The sequence below is a fragment of the Pseudoalteromonas sp. S1650 genome, from assembly GCF_005887195.1.
GTDB lineage: Bacteria > Pseudomonadota > Gammaproteobacteria > Enterobacterales > Alteromonadaceae > Pseudoalteromonas > Pseudoalteromonas simplex.
This window is the reverse complement of record NZ_PNDF01000058.1, coordinates 12847-29626: the sequence shown is the minus strand read 5'-3', so window position 1 is coordinate 29626 and position 16780 is coordinate 12847. Positions and strand designations below refer to the sequence as shown.

The following is a 16780-nucleotide window of genomic DNA, read 5'->3' as shown; positions in this document are numbered from 1 at the left end:
ACTCTCCTAAAATCCCTTGGTTGTAAGTCAATCAATACCCAAGCCACAGTGTTTTACAACCTGTGGCTTTTTTGTATTTATACTTCCAAAAAAAGCTTATTAATTAAGTCTTTCTCTTGTTCATTAAGTTGTTCTTGCAACGCTCTAATAAAATCCATTGACGTTGCTGGTCGGTTAGGAAATGCATATTTTTGCCATACTGATTTTAAAGCAGCCACAATCACAGCATCGCCAATTTCATTTCTAAGTTTTGCAAATACAAGAGTAGCTTTGGAATACTGATCGTAACTTTTTGATGAGTCTACCAACGCTTGCTTTGTCGAAATATCTAGCCGAGAAGCTTGTTGATATCGCTGAGTTTCATATTTGACTAATGCATCGACAGCCTTTTTTCCGTATCGTTTTTCAATCACCACAAGCTCTATATATTTAGCTAATGATTCAATCAAAAAAGCGCTATCTTCAGGAACACTATTGCCAATATCATGACCAAACCATTGATGAGCCGTTTCATGTACTGCACGGCGGTAGCGTTGATCAAAACCTGCGCCTTCACTTGGTTTAGCTCTAAAACCGACCTTATTATCAATCAACATGATTTCAGGTAATGCATACCCTGTCCCACCAAATCCTGTTGCGTCGATCAAACTGAGCTTTGAACCTTTGTACGCATTAAGATTATTATTAAACCAAAAAAGCGTGTCACTCATAGCTTGTAAGTTAACTTTTACGGCATCTTTATTAGCTTCTGTTGCACTTGATTTAGTAAAAACCTGTAACTTCACACCCTCATAAATTAACTCAGTTGCTGCAAATGGAAATGACAACCAAGCAGGTAAGTTGTTAATTGGCACTGTCGTCTGAAATTTAAAAACGGCTCTTTGCCCTTCAACAATATGCGCTATTTTCTTCCCCTGTGAAACGACCTGATAACCTAGGGCGGTGGTAACTTTGCTTTTCATGGTGATGCGTTCATAGTTATATGGTACTTGGTATGTTGCATTAAAAAGCTTTGAAGGCGGTGTTTTAACATAGAGTGGAAGCCCATAATCTAACCTTAACTGCTCGTCATCTAATTCATAGTTTCTTTGATACCCAAGCGTCGGTAATAGCGGAACTGAACGAATATAACTAAATTCAGGCGTTATGATTTGATGCCCTTGTGTAGGCCATAAATTGGCTTGCTTTACTACAAATTGCGTTTTTAGTTGCCTTGTTTCGAATGGCTGAAGTGCGGATTTAAACTCGTAAATAGCTTGGTTCATTGATGGATAAAATGCGACTTCCTCAGCTCCTTCTATTTTAATATCTGCCCATTGATAGAAGCCTGCACGACCTATCAATACCTGTTTTATTGGTTTTTTGTGAGGGTTAGTAAATGAGTAGGTTAAGTTAAATTGGGCTGACTGCTTATAAGGATAGAAATCTATTTCTGCATCGATATGACTCACTTTTGGCTGAGCTTTATGTTTCCAATCAGCAAACATTTTTTCATAATTTGCTTTAAATGTTTCTCGTTTATAAGAGTTACTTAATGGCTTTTCTGAAATTAAATTAGTATGTAGCTGCCAAAATAAATTGATAGCCAAAACTGCAGGTATTAACAGCCAAGCATCTTTATTTTTAAGTGCCCTACTGCCCATTCCTGTCCCGCGGTGATTAAAAGCCTGACTAACAAGCACAACACTAAGTAATAATACTAGCCACGCGCGGACATAAGGCCAGTAACTACTTAAACTTGCTCGATATCCCCAAAATTCATTAGCCGGCTGCAATGGTGTCCAAGCTACACTCCAAAACGTGTGTGTTAGCCCCAAATAAGTCATTACTGGGGTAAATTTAAGTAACAAAATGGCAAACACCACTAAAGAAGCAACAAGCTCTGAGCGCAATAAATTAAAAATACATACAAATATCGAAGCAATGATAGCTAGCGGCAGTCCCATTAAAGCTAAGGTATAAATAGGGTGATAAGCGTCAAAGTCACTGCCAATAAAAAGTTCAGCTAACGATGCACCAACAAAACCTATTAACGAAAAAACAAACACCAAACTCACTATTGCCAATAATTGGCTATGCAAAATAGAAGCAGTCTTAATAGGCGCTGCCGCAATTATCTCTGCTATTTTATAGTGCCTAGCATGACAACTAAGTTGCCAACTCCATAGAGCCATCAGTAAACAACCGAGCAATATATACATATCAAAGGCATATTGATTAACAGCATCAATGCTAGTTGCTTTAATAACACTCATTGGTTCTGCATACTGAGAAGAAGATGCAACACTATTGAACACTAACCCTAGCCATAAAAGTAACAGAATAAGAGTTATAGGTTGTTTTAATATATTTAAAATTGCAGCTTTATATAGCTCGAATAGAATCGAGCTTTGACGAAATGTAGGCTTTACCGTTTGAAATTGAGTGTAAGGCCTAAGGTCAGACTCAATACATTGTTGTTTGGGTTGCTTTGTCCTTGCATATACTTGGGGGTGCGAGCCAACAGCATGAGTAAAAATTACAATTGCTAGAGTAAAACAAATAAAGCGATTAGTATAAAAAGGCGTATTTTGTGACTCGCTAAAACTTGCTATTACCGTTGTATAAGCAAATGGGTCTAACCAAATAAATAGCTGATAAAACGTTTCGTTTAGTACACTACTTCCTGCCAAAATTGGATTACCCGTTATACTCGCAGCGAACAAATAAGCAATCCAAACACTTGCAAAAGCGGCGTAGATAATCATTGAGCTTCGAAACCTTTGACAAAGCCAAAATGCCAAAGCAATAAGTAAAAAACAGTTTATGAGTAGAACAAAACCACTATAAAAAACTGTATAACCAAGTATTTGCCAACTAAATCCATTATTTTGAAAATGTACGTAACTCATAACCAACGTACTGCTTAATGAAACCATCATTAATAGACTTACAAAACCACCTATTCGAATATAGTTTTTTTGTTTTGAACTTACTGATGCAACAGCAATAATTTCGTCCATATGAAAGAGGTGGTCACGTAAGAAAATTGCTGGCGATAATGCTCCAACCAATAAAGCCAATTGCATCATGTGTAATGACACTAAATGCAATTGATACTGCTGTAATGGGTCAACATTACTTGTTGCAAGCCCTGAAGAAAGTGAAAATGCAAAACTTGGCGCAATAAGCAAGCATACCCAAACTATTGGTTGACGAAAAAGATACTTTAACTCATTGATTATTAGCATAATTCACCTCTTCGAGATTTTAGTTCAAAGAAGTACTTATCTTGTAATGATTCTGCCGCCAAAACAGCCCCTGTAGTTGGGCGCTCTGCGGCATAAACTCGAAAGACGGGCTCACCATATCGATAACTTTGGCTCAGTACTAAAGCATCTTTGGGCAGTGCGCGTGGCAAAGTTTTTAATACCCATACTTTACCTTTGAGTTGGTTTACTAAGGTATCGATATGGCCACTTTGGATCAGTTGACCACCTTTAATCATCGCCACAAAGTGACATTGGTTTTCTATGTCTTCCACAATGTGTGTTGAAAGCAAAATCAGTCGATTCTTACTCATTGAAACTAATAAGTTATTGAGACTCTCTCGCTCTGCCGGGTCAAGCCCAGCAGTAGGCTCATCTAAAATGATTAATTTAGGATCACCCAACAATGCTTGAGCAATACCAAAGCGTTGTTTCATTCCCCCAGAAAAGTGACTGACTCTTTTATTTGCATGCTGAGTTAAATTTAATGCAGTAAGCAGGTCATCAATCTGTTGCTTTGTCTTTTTAGATTCAAGCCCTTTTAATATGGCGATGTGTTCAAGTAATGCTCTACATCTCATATGTGGGTAAACACCAAATTGTTGTGGTAGATAACCAAGTTGCTTACGTAACTTGTCAGGGTCTTTTAATATATCTAAGCCACTAAACTGTATACGGCCAGAATTAATAGTTTGCAGGCATGCAAGAGTTCTCATCAAACTAGACTTGCCAGCGCCATTTGGCCCCAGCAACCCTACCATGCCGCTGGGTAACTCAATGGTTATATCGTTAAGTGCTTGAGTTCCATCAGGGTATGTTTTCGAAATATGCTCAAGTGTTAGCATTTATTGGCTCCTTAATTAGCACAAATCTAGATTAAGGAATGGCAAAGCTCGCTGCTACGAAGTAATGATCAATGAGTCAAGTTTGATGATGAAAGCAAAAACTCTTATTTCGTCATCAAAAAAAGAACTTTCATCAAGATGTGGATGAATAAAGAAATAAAAACGTTAAGCTAAATCCATTATAACGCTTAATCAGAGTATTACTCCCTCAGTTTCCACATTATTTAGAAATTAGGGTAATATATAAATGTTCGAAAAAACAACAGTGTACGTTGCAAAAATAAAAACTGAACGGAGTAGATTTTGCTGGCAGCTATTAGCTATTTATCATCACCTAAAAACACAAAAAACATGGTTGCTCTACTACCATTAATCGCTGCGATACTACTTGAAAGTCATATTCGCTATCTTTCGCTGAGAATTGATTCACCCAGTACTTATCTAACAGTAAATTTACAGCTAATATTTGAGTGTATCCCTTTCTTAATCGCTCACTGGATGGCATCACAGCATTCTTCAAAGCAGGATTCAATATGGTGGTTATCTGGGTTTATTGGTTACCCAATACTCATTTATCTGTTAAGCAACAGCTTGCCACTTTATGATAAATGGCACTACTTACAAGAGCAATGTTGGTTACTGTGCAGTCTAGCAAGTTTACTTTGGCTTTCATCCCAACGCTTTAAGAAGAACCAAAAATCCAAATTAACCAGTTGGATGAGCTCTTTGTTTACATTAAATAAAGTTGTTTTTGTTATATGTTTTGGCTGGGCCTTTGTCATGGCTGGCATACTCAACAGCCATAACGAACCTTTGCTAAATCAACCCTTTGCATTGATATTTGATACTCAAAAGCTACTTACAAACTATAATCAATTTATTTGGTATTTTTCTCAGCTTTTGGTCTACGCAATTATTGTACACGGCACTTTTTTATTTAATCGTTACATTTTAATACGTCAATTCTTAGCCAAGCATGGAGTGCTCATTTTTGTATCTGCATGCTTAATTAGCATGGTTGTTTTAACACCATTACTTGCCGCTATTGTGCTTACATTGCCTGTTAATGACTTACCCTCAAATGTTGCCAATCTAACTCCGGGAGGCAACCTAGACATTATCAATAAGTACAATTATCAGTTTATGTTTTTATTTTTAAGTATCTCTACACCCATTATCTTGGCGTTTGAACGCCAGCAGCACCATCATAAATTAGAAGAAATTGCCAAACAGCAAATAAAAACAGAACTAAAGCTACTGCAGCAGCAAATTAATCCGCACTTTTTATTTAATACTTTAAATAACTTATATGCACTTGCATTAACAAAATCAGAAAAGACACCTGAATTGGTATTACAGCTGGCTGACTTACTGAGATACACCGTCTATGAAGGGCAAAAACCATTTGTTCTACTCGAAAAAGAGCTAAATTACATTAAAAACTTTCTTGAACTGCACAAGATAAGGCATGCAAATAACTGTAGATTTAACCTAGCATGGCCTGAAACTAGTCACCCTCTTTATATAGCGCCACTGCTTCTTATTATTTTAATCGAAAACACCATAAAGTACGGTGTTGAACACGCACAAGAAAACGCTGAAGTAACGATAAAACTATCCTTAAATGGCAACGCTTTAACGTTATATTGCGAAAATAGCATTCCTCGCAAAAACAATAATGATAATTCAGGCATGGGGCTAAACAATTTAAGGCGCCGTTTAGAGCTTCTATATCCAGAAAAACATACTTTATTGGTGCATAATCACAATGGACTTTGGCAAACCACCCTCTCCTTGGAATTATCAAATGATTAAAGCAATTATTGTTGATGATGAACCACTTGCTCATCAAGTAATTCTTCATCATTTAGAGTCGTATTCAGATATCAAAGTAGTTTCTCAGCATTTCAGCGCAAAAGATGCTTTGTACCAATTAGCAAAATCAACTATTGATGTCGTTTTTTTAGATATAAACATGCCAGAGTTGTCAGGGTTAGAACTCATTCAATCACTCGCTAACCCGCCTCAAATTATCATTGTGAGTGCTTATGAAGAATATGCACTCGCAGGTTACGAGCTAAATGTTACTGATTATTTACTCAAACCTGTATCTGCACAACGTTTACAGCAAGCAATAAATAAAGTCCGTGAACGTATTTCCCAAACGCCGAAAAGTAAAACAATCACCCTAAAAGTAGATCGCGAAAAACGCAAGCTTAGCTTAGATACAATTGAATACATTGAAGCGTATGGAAATTATGTAAAAGTACACCAAGAAGACCAAACGATCCTCGCAACAACAACCCTAAAACAGATCTTAGAGCAGCTATTAAGCTCATTCACTCAAATCCATAAATCATACATAGTGAATAACAGCAGAGTCATAGCCGTTACGAACGAACATGTAGAGCTAGATACTGGTGATAAGATAAAAATTGGTAAATCATTTAAAGAACACAGCAAAGTTTTACTTTAGAGACAACTTCTCAAGTGATCTACAAGTGTCTTATGCTGTGAGCTTGGCCAATGAACGCCTTCTGAAGAACATGGTGTTATTAATTCAAAGCAGTTAACGAAACAGCAGTTGTTGCTGTCAGCAACATTTTTAAACTCTTCCACTAACCGTTTTGCTTTTAGCTCTGCTCCTGCATAAATAGATTTATACGCGCCAACCTCATACACCGCTGGCGGGCTCAAAATTATTATTTTGGGTAATTCACGGTGCCGATAATAGTTTTTTATATCTAAAATAAGTGCTTCTAGTGCGTTGGCAATATCAACAACCGACAGCGCAAAACGGCGCTTTAAATCATTCGTGCCGAGCTGAATAACAATCACATCTAAATGATAAGCCGCTAGGTAAGGCTCTAGGTATTTAATGCCCAGTTTATCACCACTAAAAGGTGGGTCGTTCACCAGTGTACGATTGGGCTGGCCGGCTTCAATCACTTGGTAGCCGGCACCTAATTTAATACCCAGTAAACTAGGCCAGCGCTCATCGGCTGCAAAGCGCTTACCATCGACGGGGGAAATACCATAGGTGTTTGAGTCACCAAAACATAAGATATTCATTAAAATGGATTCAATGTGTAACCTTGTTGCTGCAACTGTGCATGCGCGGTCATTGCCGATAACGCCATTTGCACACCAGGAATAAGCTGTTGCTGCTTTACCTTCATGTGCGTTGCAGACTGCCCACACACATACACAACGGTATTATGTGCCAACAATTGTGAGATCAATTGCTGATTTTTATTGTCACTGGCAAAGCGCTGTTTATAAAAACTGTTTTCCAGTACATCAACACTTGCGCCACCATGCACAATCAAAGCAAGTTGAATGTTCTCAGGCTTCACACCATGGGCTATGTGCATATTAATGAACCGTGCTAATGAGTTCATATTGTTATTCTGCGCCCCTTTTTCTGCCGCATCAGCTACATCAAATGCCACTTTAAAAACCGTTTGTTCAGAGATTTCTGCATGGTTTGGCACGTCATAATAATAACCAAAACCTTTGATCGCGGGCTCAGCTTGCTCTGCATGACTAAACGAAGATAACAAGGCTAAAGATAAACCTAACAGTGTTGATTTCATAAAAGTTCCTGTTGCTTTTTACTCTAGCCTACCTTGTTTAAACGCGTTTAACTAGCATCAATATGTTGATGTGCTTTGAAGGTCATGCCTAAGTAATTAAAGGTGTTTTTAAACATCTCGATAAACGCGTTAGGTGCGTGAGCAGACCCTGCATTTGAGAGCAATGAAAACTGCTTTTCACGCAGTGTTCTCAGTTTTGGCCTGAGTGCGTCATCATCCATGTAGTCAGTAATCCGGTCTAAAAATGCTTTAAACTGCGGTGTGGTGTTATACCAATACACTGGCGATGCCAGTACCCAGTGTTGATAATTCAACAGCGCTTCAAATACCGCATAAAAATCATCATTTTTATATTGCTTATCGTAGCAATAAGGCGAGATAACATAGTCATCTAGACATACTACATCGCCGCCATATTGGGTTTTATAATCATTAACTTGTAAGCTCGTGTTACCCGTTTTTCGTGCACTTGAATAAATAATTACCGTGTTTGTTGTTGGTTTTTGTTGCATGACTATCACTCCTTTTTTATGATGTGTGCAGCGTAAAACCTCAAGCTAACTTTAGGTCAACACCTTGGAGCAAATTATGTCAGATAAAAAACTTATTGATGCAAACCTAGCGGTTGGCTTTGTGGCAAAACGCAGTGGTGTAAAAGTTTCGACCTTGCATTTTTATGAGTCAAAAGGGCTTATTCGCAGCTGGCGTAAAAAAGCTGCGCAAACCAACTACGGTTAAATGTAGTCAAACACTCATCATTTGAAATGCGTGCTTGTTTGTTTTTAGGTTTTTAAGGAGTTACTTTTAAAGCTTATAAGTGAATATTAAAAATAGGTTCCTTCGATTAAAAAGCGAGGTAGTGAATCACTTTCAACCGTTACAGTATTACCCATATCTCGCCACATACATGCCATGCCCAACAGTTGAAGAGGTAAAAATGATTCAACCGGGACAGTGTCTGGGCCACTTGCATTTATCCAATATTTTTCTTGCAGCTGAATATTTTTTGCAAGCGTTTCATTGAAGTCAAACCCAATATCGGTGGTGAGTGCTGCAAACGTTTCTAAATACCCCATTGCTATACCCAGTGCCCAATCGTTACCTTGATCTACTGCCATTTTCATACACTGGTTGAGTAACGATGGATAATTATCTTGCCTGTGATGGAAAGCTTGAAATACTTCGACTAACTTATATGAAACAGGCCCTGCTTTTGTGGCACTTTGTTTCATAATTTCAACGGGGAAGTTCGCTAAGCTATCCATACTTTCAGAATCGCGCGTGATCACAGCTAAAAAATAGGCATCAAGCCATTGACTTGGGTGAGCACGACCATCTTCTAACATTCCTAGCCCATTCCAAGTCACTGCAGGTAAATCGAATATCTTAAACGTAATGTCTTGCTCGGGATGCTCTGCGAGCTTCAAAAAAGCCGCGTACATTTTAGATGCATAGCGTAAACCTGATGCAGACTCTTTTTCTATTTCATTGGTTTGGACTTCCCAAGTGAGCCAACGAGCTAAATCCAACCTATCTTTTGCACACTTTAAAAGGTTATCACGATAATCACCAAAGAAGTCTGGAGTTTCATCGATTTCTTCTCTAGGAAACTCCAATCTTTCATTTAGGGACACATTTTCAAACTTAGGAATACAAACCCTTTCTATTTTCATTTGTTACCCTGTTAATTCCCTTTAATCAATATCAAATTCTGAAATTTTAACTTCACTAACAGAAAAGTTATTATTTGTTATAGGGTCTCAATATATAAATATTTAATTCACCGAGGTATACTCAATTTAATATTACTTAGTTGAAATGATTAACCGCTACAGCGTTACTTGTTATGTAATTCATTAGACATAGCGACAATATCAGCCATTATGCGTTTCTCGCCCAATTCAGCTAGAAAATTCAAATGCTCAATCGCTTTTACTTTCTGCAAATTTTCAAGCTTATTCACACCACCAAGCGCCAACGCAGGAACGAACGCATACATTTCATCGGCTTCTAATGGGCCTAGGTTTTTTAATGCTTGCTCAAACAAAGGTTTTTCGTTAATGTCTTTTTGATCAAATGACTCTTTTCTTCGAACTGCAAAAAATAAGTCAATTGAACGTTCCTCCCCTCGCTCCTTTAATTTTTCAGAGTAATCTGTTGGAAAAATCATTCCAAAGTTTGAATTAACATCTATACTCTGACCTGATGTTTTCCCCCAAATAAGTAAATTTCCAAAAGCACCGCGACCAATTACATAATATTTATCAACTCCATTGTTTTCGCGTTCAGCGAATTCGGTACCCTCAAGCCAAGTTTGTAAAATTTCATGGTAATCCTGTGGGTTAACAATCCAAAAAATGCCATTACCCCAGCCACAAAAACCATACTCTTGCCAGTATTCCAATAAGCGCTCAGGGAGCTTATCTTTAAAAAAGTCAAGTGTCTCTTGTGTTGGCATTGTCGCTTTTATCGCGGGACCAAATCCCGCATAATTGTAAAAGTTATCGAAAAATTTATTCATCATTCAGTCGCTCTATTTCATCTGCCAATTCTTGACCCCATGAAAAATCAATATTGAATTCACCTGTTGGCTTTAGATTAAATACAGCACGATTCCACTTGTTCGAATCATTTTCAGTCATAATTTCATGCAGTTCTTCAAAGCTATCAAATAATGTATGTTTGATTCTAAATTGAATACTGGGCTTATCATTTTCATTCTTCGCGTACAGTCCTTTAAACTTAGTTGAATCTCCATAATATTCGACATACAAGCAAGCTTCTGTCCATTCATCTTGAATTTTTCCAAAAATATCTTCGGCTATTGATTGATATATATCATTTATTGTATTTGCCATAATTAACCTTCAAGTTAAATCTTAAAATTTACAGTATCTAACTCGTCATCAACTTTGTGCTCAACTACGAACTTGTAAGGTTTCTTACGTATTCTTATAGCAGCTAGCATCAATCCAGCCGCTGGCTATTCCTCCACCTCTAAACGGTGACACTCAAGTGGAGAAAAATCTGTATTTTCAATCTTAATTGAACAATTCATATTAACTACATTCTGACCCAACAAAGAGAGTTCTAAATCAAATGTCAGAGTTTGTGAATTAACATTCAGATTGTAGATATCTAAAAATGTTAACTTTTTAAAATCATGTGTCACTTTTAACGCTTCATCATACACGTTACATATATTATTTCGTTTGATAAGCGCATTACTACCCGCTTCTAGAATCTCTAGTCTTAAACAAGGGAACTCGCTATCAGGATGAAATTTAAGCCAACGAAACAAATTGTCATTGACCCTTTCTACATTCATCTCAATAACATCAAGGCTAACATACGTTTTGTCATCATTACTTAAAGCGTCGGTACAAGAAAAAGTAAAAATCAAACAAACGCTAATAATCAATTGTTTCATCATACACCTAAGAATTTATTTAATACGTGCCTGGTTTTTAGGTTTTTAAGTCGTTACTTTTAAAGCTTATAAGTGAATACTAAAAATAGGTTCCTTCGATTAAAGAGCGAGGTAGTGAATCACTTTCAACCGTTACAGTATTACCCATATCTCGCCACATACATGCCATGCCCAACAGTTGAAGAGGTAAAAATGATTCAACCGGGACAGTGTCTGGACCACTTGCATTTATCCAATATTTTTCTTGTAGCTGAACATTTTTTGCAAGCGTTTCATTGAAGTCAAACCCAATGTCGGTGGTGAGTGCTGCAAACGTTTCTAAATACCCCATGCCAACATGAAGAGACCAATCATCTCCATCAGCTATTAGCTCTTTCATAGTATCATTTAACATTTTAGGGTAATCAGGATGACGATGGTGATAGGCTTGGAACACTTCAACCAAGCTATACAAAACAGGATCCGCTTTTGTGGCACTGTGTTTCATAATTTCAACGGGGAAGTTCGCTAAGCTATCCATACTTTCGAAATCGCGCGTGATCACCGCTAAAAAATAGGCATCAAGCCACTCTTCTGGTTCCGCATAACCCGCTTCAAGCATACCTTTACCGTTCCAAGTCACTGCAGGTAAATCGAAGATCTTAAACGTAAAGTCTTGCTCGGGATACTCTGCGAGCTTCAAAAAAGCCGCGTACATTTTTGCAGCATAGCGCAAACCTGTTGCAGATTCTCTTTCTATTTTATTGGTTTGGACTTCCCAAGTAAGCCAACGAGCTAAATTCAACCTATCTTTCGCACACTTTAAAAGGTTATCACGATAATCACCAAAGAAGTCTGGAGTTTCATCGATTTCTTCTCTAGGAAACTCCAATCTTTCATTTAGGGACACATTTTCAAAATTAGGAATACAAACCCTTTCAATTTTCATTTTTCACCTTTTAACTATTAATTACCAATATCAAACTCTGATATTTTCACTTCCTTAACTATTGAGCCTTGTTCTGTCTTATAGATAGGAGTTTCTATGTGCAAATATTTAATTTCATTTTTCTTTCTGCTAGTAGCTTTATTAATTGCTTTTGTAGCTTTAATATCAGTTGCCGTCCCTTTTTTATCCATATTCTCAGTAATTGTTTCAGCATATTCACGTGTTCCTTGCTGATAATCCTTATCACCAATTTGCTTCTTACCCAGTGGGCTCTTGCCGCCTTTAGCCTCAACGATTATTACATCCCCCGCTGCATTATTGCTGGTAACAAACGTGGGGTATTTAGTTGGTCTAGATGGTAGCAATACAGTTCGCCTTAATAACCTCTTGCTTTCAAGTCAATATCAAGTAATACCGTAAGAATTTTTAACATATTTTGACATTGGATTTTGAACGATTTTGAGTTTTCTGGGCGGGAACCTAAACGCCCGTCCACGACCAATGCGTTTATAGAAGGGAGCAATTTAAGTAATTTATTTAATGCTGTTTGTATTGCTTTTACATCAGCTGGATTATTAACACCACTCAGACCAACTGACTGAGTTATTCTTATTGCTGACATATGAAAGTCCTTTTCATGTATTTATTTTCAAAGCCATTTCATATTAACGTTCAACAAAATGGCTTATTTAGTACCAGATGGATACCCAATTTAATATTACTTAGTTGAAATGATTAACCGCTACAGCGTTACTTCTTATGTAGTTCATTAGACATAGCGACAATATCAGCCATTATGCGTTTCTCGCCCAATTCAGCTAGAAAATTCAAATGCTCAATCGCTTTTACTTTCTGCAAATTTTCAAGCTTATTTACACCACCAAGAGCCAACGCAGGAACGAATGCATACATTTCATCAGCTTCTAACATGCCAAGTTTATTAAGTGCTTGCTCAAACAAAGGCTTTTCGTTAATGTCTTGTTGCTCTAATGCATCCTTTCGCATAATAGCAAAAAATAAATCTACCGTTAAATCTTCTCCATCCTCATTTAAGTCCGAAGTGCCATCAGTAGGGAAAATCATACCAAAACTTGGATTAATGGTAATACTTTGACCAGATGTCTTCCCCCAAACAATGAGCTTTCCAAAAGAGCTTCGACCTATCACATAATAATTATCAATACCGGCTTTTTCTCGTTCTGCAAACTCAGTATCTTCAAGCCAAGTTTGTAAAATATCATGGTAATCTTCTGGATTTACTAGCCAGAGAATGCCATCACCCCAGCCACAAAAGCCATATTCTTGCCAGTATTCCAACAAACGCTCAGGAAGTTTGCCTTTAAAAAGTTCAAGCGTTTCATTGGTTGGCATTGTCGCTTTTATCGCGGGGCCAAAGCCTTTAAAATTATAAAAATTATCAAAAAACTTATTCATCATTTAACCGTTCTATTTCATCTGCCAATTCTTGATCCCATGAAAAATCAATATTGAATTCACCAGTTGGTTTCAGATGAAAGACAGCACGATTCCACATGTTCGAATCATTTTCAGTAGTTATTTCATGTAGCTCTTCAACATCATCAAAAATATTATCATCAACCTCAAAATAACTAACAGATTCACCGTTTTGATATTGTCCAGAGAAATCGCCTGCATCAACAAACCACTCAATATCGATGCTTGCTTGTTCCCAATCTACATTGATACTCTCTGTCATACCTCTTGCAATAGATAAATAGATATCTTGTATCTCTCGCTTTCCCACCTTAACCTCCAGACTTATTTTTAAATATTCGTTTTGATGGCTTTCCATCTATGTTATAGCGCACAACAAATTTACCGAGGCGCTTTAAACCTAACTTAGCAGCTTGATTATTTCGTAAATAAGTTTAATAAAGACACTCATTCCAATGCCCATCATAAAGATATAGCCATAAACTATAGCGACTCCTGAGCTTGATGGGTCAGACTGACTTCTTATACATAAACTACAACCAAATAAATAAATGAAAAAGTTCAGAAACATACAAAGAATATAACTATCACCAAAAAGAGGTAAGAAACTTGCTAAAAATGCCAACGGGTAAAGGAGTAAGCTAGCAATATCGAAAAGCGAAGCTGATAGCCGACTTAATAAATAGCAACTTAACATGCCACATAAGCAGTAAAAACTAGGCCAAAGTTGTTTATACAAAAATTCAATGCTTAAATACTCAAGTATTGATTGTTCAGAGCCTGCTTCTATCTGATTTGCTGACGCTGTATTTTCTGCCGTTACATCAGCGAAAAAATAAGTTGAAATGGTGAATATAACTATTTTTAAAACACCAAAAAAAAGAAAGCTAGAAATTGTAAAACCTATTGCATCATTTTTCGTTAAAGGTTTATTGGCTTTACTTTCAACTATTTTGGCCAGAAAAAGGCCCAGCAAGCATATACTTGTAAAGAAAAGCAAGGCTTCAGGAAATTGTTCAATATAAAAGACCGACAAACCTGGAGCGATAAATAAATAACTAGCATCATCATTATCGACTGATTTAATCCCACTTCCTGTTGATTTCTTAAATAATGCTAAATATACAAACAATGGCTGTAACAGCAGCATTAAAATGCACGCATTCATTAATGACATAAACCATCCTTGTATTTTTTATCCCACTTTTTCGCATCAGCAATTAAAAGAGAACCATTTCCAATATACATACTTAATGTTTTTAAAGAATCCAGTATTCTATCCCAATCGTTTTCTCGCACCAAAGCGCTAATTTTTCAGATGCATTAATCAAACTTTTGCAGCTACTTCTCACGTTAAGTCAGAATCATTAATATCTATTAAATTACCCAATATTGAGCCAGAAACAAATAGGAGAAGCGCAAACACACAGAAAAAATAACTCTGAACATACTATTTCTCAATCAGTTTTATTCAGAAAGATGAATCATACAAGAAGGAAAAGGAGAACGTATGAAAGTCCCCTTTCTTGAATGGATTATGACTAGGCTCTGCAATTATCACCAAACGGGCATTTCCTGCCATTGTTTTATAGTTAACATCCGTGTTTATTTCACTCATAGTATTTCTCTATCCATTAATCAAAGCTCTTCAGTGAGCTCTTAGACATCATTTACACCAACCAATGCTGTCGCTTATTGTAGCTACCTCTTTTTTATGTTCGGTCAACCAAGACTCAATAGCTAATGACGATTTAAATTCAGACCCTGTACCTGGCCAGTAAAAATTTCCACTTTCATCAACACAAAGTGCTATATAGACAGGCTCTGAATTAAAAATAACATCTTCCCCAGCCTCAACATACATATCATAGTTTAAGCTCTTGATAGGTTTGCCTTTGTAAGTAGAGAGTACATCCGCATAATAAACATGCTTTTCCGAATTATCATCTTCTTGAAAAGCCTCTACTTTAGTGATTTTAACTTTCGCAAGAAACTGAACACTTTCTGATGCTACTTTGAACTCATTTAACTCTAAGCTTTCAGTAACTTTAGCTAATACAGGCTTAGTTAAAGCCACAAAAGCAAATACAATAATAAATATTTTTTTCATTAGGCCTCACTTCCTGCAACTGATGCATTTTGTGTATAAATAGGCAAACTCGCTGACAATGAATCAAAGCTAGTCGGAACTACAAAGTTATCCCATACATCCTTTTTATACTTTGCTACATTAACACTGTTACTTTGATGCCTTGAAATACTCTAAGATACGTGGATTTGCTTTTTTGCCAGCAAATTCTGTCTCTCCAACTTCAGCAAATGCTGTTTTCATCCAAAACGCAGTTGTCACTAGCATAGTTAGAGGCGTTTTAACTTTACTTAGCAAGGCCAAACCCGCTAGTTTCTCGTTGATCTTTTTGTGAGTTCGGCCATTTGGGTCTATTTTTCCACCTGGACGCACCATACCTTCAACTTTGCTTTGAAACTGTTTAATTGCAGCAACTGTTTTCGAGTTGTCTGGGCGGAAACCTAGACGCCCATCCACAACCAACACTTTTGTTGGTGAGATAAGTTTTAGTAATTTATTTAAAGCGGTTTGAACTGTTTTAACATAGGCTGGGGTATTAACGCCACCTAGTCCAACAGATTGGGTTATTCTTATTGCTGACATATGAAAGTCCTTTTCTATAGTAGTGTCTTATTTAAAAATCTTCTCAGAAATAACTGAGTTTATGAGTGTTATTAAGTTCTGCAATAAATACAATGTCTTGCAGATTAATTGCTAATTTGAACCCTCTAAGTTAACTTCAGTGCCAAATGGGACCACTAAAGCTTTTTCAACCATATGCCTTACTTTCTCATCATTTAACCCCGAGAATGAATTAAATTGCTCTTTACTAAAAAGTGATGGTTTTTCAGCTTCATCCCTACTGAACTGTGCAAAAGGTGAGTTATCATAGTTCTCAGACACTTTAAAACCTTTTAATTTACTTACTTGAAATTCGAGGCTTTTTAAATCGCCCAGCCTTTTTACGAAATTAGTTATCTCTTCATCATCTTCTGGGTAATGGTATAAAAAAACTCCGTTTTCTGGTAAGTGATACTTTTTAGCACATTCATCGCAGTACCAAGTTAAATCATAGCTATCATCTAGGAAATCAATTGCATATGGAATCGGCTTTATCCTGCTTTTATTTACAATACTTTTTGCTAAATGACTGCAAACTTTTTGTGCTGTAATGAATTTATCTATCTCTTCTTTTGTAGGCATTGTGTCC

General features: G+C 36.8%; 20 protein-coding genes and 1 pseudogene. 3 read left to right on the top strand and 18 right to left on the bottom strand.

Annotation, left to right across the window (positions count from 1 at the left end):
* Positions 1–77 precede the first annotated feature (77 nt).
* Positions 78–3230 carry a M1 family aminopeptidase gene (locus CWB80_RS16435; protein WP_138599236.1) on the bottom strand — a complete coding sequence of 1051 codons (3153 nt, stop codon included), beginning with the start codon at positions 3228–3230 and terminating at the stop codon, positions 78–80.
* The gene (locus tag CWB80_RS16430; RefSeq protein WP_138599235.1) at positions 3224–4093 is read right to left on the bottom strand and encodes an ABC transporter ATP-binding protein; all 870 of its coding nucleotides are present in this window, start codon (positions 4091–4093) and stop codon (positions 3224–3226) included. Before CWB80_RS16430 ends, CWB80_RS16435 begins: the two co-directional genes overlap by 7 nt.
* A gap of 303 nt (positions 4094–4396) precedes the next feature.
* Between CWB80_RS16430 and CWB80_RS16425 the strand changes: the two genes are divergently transcribed.
* On the top strand, positions 4397–5908 hold the full coding sequence (locus CWB80_RS16425) for a sensor histidine kinase (protein WP_249362614.1): 1512 nt from the start codon (positions 4397–4399) through the stop codon (positions 5906–5908).
* Positions 5901–6569 carry a LytR/AlgR family response regulator transcription factor gene (locus CWB80_RS16420; RefSeq protein ID WP_138599234.1) on the top strand — a complete coding sequence of 223 codons (669 nt, stop codon included), beginning with the start codon at positions 5901–5903 and terminating at the stop codon, positions 6567–6569. Before CWB80_RS16425 ends, CWB80_RS16420 begins: the two co-directional genes overlap by 8 nt.
* On the opposite strand, the gene CWB80_RS16415 is transcribed toward CWB80_RS16420, so the two are convergent.
* The 3 genes from CWB80_RS16415 to CWB80_RS16405 are packed head-to-tail and all read right to left on the bottom strand — an operon-like array spanning position 6566 to position 8201.
* Positions 6566–7165, bottom strand: a complete 600-nt coding sequence (locus tag CWB80_RS16415) for an SGNH/GDSL hydrolase family protein (RefSeq protein WP_138599233.1) — start codon at positions 7163–7165, stop codon at positions 6566–6568. The two genes, CWB80_RS16420 and CWB80_RS16415, sit on opposite strands and share 4 nt — an antisense overlap.
* Positions 7165–7689 carry a DsrE family protein gene (locus CWB80_RS16410; protein ID WP_138599232.1) on the bottom strand — a complete coding sequence of 175 codons (525 nt, stop codon included), beginning with the start codon at positions 7687–7689 and terminating at the stop codon, positions 7165–7167. Before CWB80_RS16410 ends, CWB80_RS16415 begins: the two co-directional genes overlap by 1 nt.
* Positions 7690–7736: 47 nt before the next feature.
* Entirely contained in the window at positions 7737–8201 is a 465-nt protein-coding gene (locus CWB80_RS16405) for a flavodoxin family protein (protein WP_054554022.1), read from the bottom strand.
* Between the two features lie 76 nt (positions 8202–8277).
* On the opposite strand from CWB80_RS16405, the pseudogene CWB80_RS16400 reads away from it, so the two are divergent.
* Positions 8278–8421 (top strand): annotated as a pseudogene (locus CWB80_RS16400) (MerR family DNA-binding transcriptional regulator); the annotation flags it as partial.
* 92 nt (positions 8422–8513) lie between these two features.
* Here the strand turns inward: CWB80_RS16400 and CWB80_RS16395 are convergent.
* The 13 genes from CWB80_RS16395 to CWB80_RS16335 form a co-directional block, all read right to left on the bottom strand.
* Positions 8514–9362 carry an immunity 49 family protein gene (locus tag CWB80_RS16395; RefSeq protein WP_138599231.1) on the bottom strand — a complete coding sequence of 283 codons (849 nt, stop codon included), beginning with the start codon at positions 9360–9362 and terminating at the stop codon, positions 8514–8516.
* Positions 9363–9526: 164 nt separating this feature from the next.
* Positions 9527–10213, bottom strand: a complete 687-nt coding sequence (locus CWB80_RS16390) for a GAD-like domain-containing protein (RefSeq protein ID WP_249362612.1) — start codon at positions 10211–10213, stop codon at positions 9527–9529.
* Complete coding sequence (locus tag CWB80_RS16385) at positions 10203–10547, bottom strand: immunity protein YezG family protein (protein ID WP_054554024.1); 345 nt, start codon at positions 10545–10547, stop codon at positions 10203–10205. Before CWB80_RS16385 ends, CWB80_RS16390 begins: the two co-directional genes overlap by 11 nt.
* Before the next feature lie 125 nt (positions 10548–10672).
* Positions 10673–11119, bottom strand: a complete 447-nt coding sequence (locus tag CWB80_RS16380; protein ID WP_138599230.1) for a hypothetical protein — start codon at positions 11117–11119, stop codon at positions 10673–10675.
* Positions 11120–11198: 79 nt separating this feature from the next.
* Entirely contained in the window at positions 11199–12047 is an 849-nt protein-coding gene (locus tag CWB80_RS16375) for an immunity 49 family protein (RefSeq protein WP_138599229.1), read from the bottom strand.
* A gap of 17 nt (positions 12048–12064) precedes the next feature.
* Entirely contained in the window at positions 12065–12412 is a 348-nt protein-coding gene (locus CWB80_RS16370) for a hypothetical protein (RefSeq protein WP_138599228.1), read from the bottom strand.
* Between the two features lie 11 nt (positions 12413–12423).
* On the bottom strand, positions 12424–12669 hold the full coding sequence (locus CWB80_RS16365) for a hypothetical protein (protein ID WP_138599227.1): 246 nt from the start codon (positions 12667–12669) through the stop codon (positions 12424–12426).
* Between the two features lie 128 nt (positions 12670–12797).
* Positions 12798–13481 (bottom strand): GAD-like domain-containing protein, encoded by a 684-nt coding sequence (locus tag CWB80_RS16360; RefSeq protein WP_138599226.1) that lies wholly within the window; start codon positions 13479–13481, stop codon positions 12798–12800.
* Positions 13474–13860, bottom strand: coding sequence for an immunity protein YezG family protein (locus CWB80_RS16355; RefSeq protein WP_138599225.1), 387 nt, complete (start codon positions 13858–13860; stop codon positions 13474–13476). The genes CWB80_RS16360 and CWB80_RS16355 overlap by 8 nt, the downstream gene beginning before the upstream one ends.
* A gap of 42 nt (positions 13861–13902) precedes the next feature.
* A complete protein-coding gene (locus CWB80_RS16350; protein WP_138599224.1) occupies positions 13903–14679 on the bottom strand; it encodes a hypothetical protein in 777 nt (258 codons plus the stop codon).
* A gap of 489 nt (positions 14680–15168) precedes the next feature.
* Positions 15169–15612: a hypothetical protein gene (locus CWB80_RS16345; protein WP_138599223.1), complete on the bottom strand. Its 444-nt coding sequence runs from the start codon at positions 15610–15612 to the stop codon at positions 15169–15171.
* Positions 15613–15741: 129 nt separating this feature from the next.
* Positions 15742–16173: a peptidoglycan-binding domain-containing protein gene (locus CWB80_RS16340; RefSeq protein ID WP_212751199.1), complete on the bottom strand. Its 432-nt coding sequence runs from the start codon at positions 16171–16173 to the stop codon at positions 15742–15744.
* A 111-nt stretch (positions 16174–16284) separates the two neighbouring features.
* Positions 16285–16773, bottom strand: coding sequence for a hypothetical protein (locus CWB80_RS16335; RefSeq protein WP_138599222.1), 489 nt, complete (start codon positions 16771–16773; stop codon positions 16285–16287).
* Between the last annotated feature and the right edge of the window lie 7 nt (positions 16774–16780).